This is a genomic window from Nocardia sp. 852002-20019_SCH5090214 (assembly GCF_001665865.1).
In the GTDB taxonomy this organism is placed as follows: Bacteria; Actinomycetota; Actinomycetes; order Mycobacteriales; family Mycobacteriaceae; genus Nocardia; species Nocardia nova.
In genome coordinates, this window is record NZ_LZMK01000002.1 from 1 (window position 1) to 1,099 (window position 1,099).

1 protein-coding gene and 1 pseudogene are annotated in these 1,099 nt (G+C 68.8%); both read right to left on the reverse strand.

Translation table 11 applies throughout. The features are described 5' to 3' along the window. A pseudogene (locus A5780_RS00010) lies at positions 1-506 on the reverse strand (hypothetical protein); the annotation flags it as partial. Next, on the reverse strand, positions 503-1,099 hold a 597-nt coding region (locus tag A5780_RS00015), incomplete at its 5' end, for a DUF4913 domain-containing protein (RefSeq protein WP_064907394.1). The gene A5780_RS00015 and the pseudogene A5780_RS00010, both read right to left, overlap by 4 nt.

The following is a 1,099-nucleotide window of genomic DNA, read 5'->3' on the forward strand; positions in this document are numbered from 1 at the left end:
GCCTCACGGCGCACGACCTCACCAGCGACAGAGCCGTCGGCCCGCACATACGGGTAGCTGGCGACCGGCTTCCACGACGAAAGCTGGCGGCCGTAATCGGATTTCGCCTTCCGCAGCGGCAGCCCAGCCGCGGTGATGGCCTGCTCAGCCCGCGAGACCGGCCGCCGCTGTTGCGGGCGGGCCGGGACGTGGGAGCGGCCGCCGGCCGCGCGGGTGATCGGCTCGTCATACAGGTCACGGACCTGCAGGCCGAGCGAGTCGAGGATCTGCTCATCGGGGCAGCCCGCCTGGCACTGGATCTTGGTGCGGCCCTTGTCGCCGAAGTGCTTCACGATCAGCGACGGATTGTGATGGCCGCCGTCGGCCTCGTGCACCGGGCAGCAGTACTTGGTCCAGGCACCGGCCGGACGCCCGAAGCCCACGGTGTGCTCCAGCGCGGCCGTGACTCGGGCCAGGCTGGCACCGTGGTTCGCCGCCGCCGGTCGGCGTGCGGGCGCCGACATCACGGAAACTCCGGCCAGACGACGTGGCTGTGGTGCACGGTCGGCGCGGTGGGAACCACGATCCCGGACAGTTGAGCGGTCTGGGCCTGGCTGGGGTTGGCGCGCGGCGCCGGGTTGAACGGCAACGCAATCAGCTGCTCCTGGTGCCCGCCGGACACCGAGCAATATTTGAAAGGCCCTTCGATATCGAGGATTTCGCGCATCATCGGCGAGAAGTGGTTGAGCCAATACGTCGACTGCTCAGGGCCGGGACCCTGGCGCAGCGCCTCGAACGCCATCCACAGCGCCTCGAACCGGGCGTGCACCTCACCATGCAGATACCACTCCCGGCACCAGCGGATCTTGACCTCGCTGCCCTGCATCGAGACCTCACGCCGATACAGGTGCGCCACATGCTTTTCGACGAAAGTCTCCACATCCGGGTACTTCAGCGCGGGCTCCGCCTCGGCAGCCGCCACCGGCTCCGGCTCCGGCTCGGGTGCGGGTTCGACGGGCGGGTTGAGCGCGAGTTCGGCCTCATGGGCGGCGGTTTCGGCCATCTGCTCCCGGATCTCGGGAGTCAGCAGGTCCTCGACGACCTTCGCGGCGATCTCTTT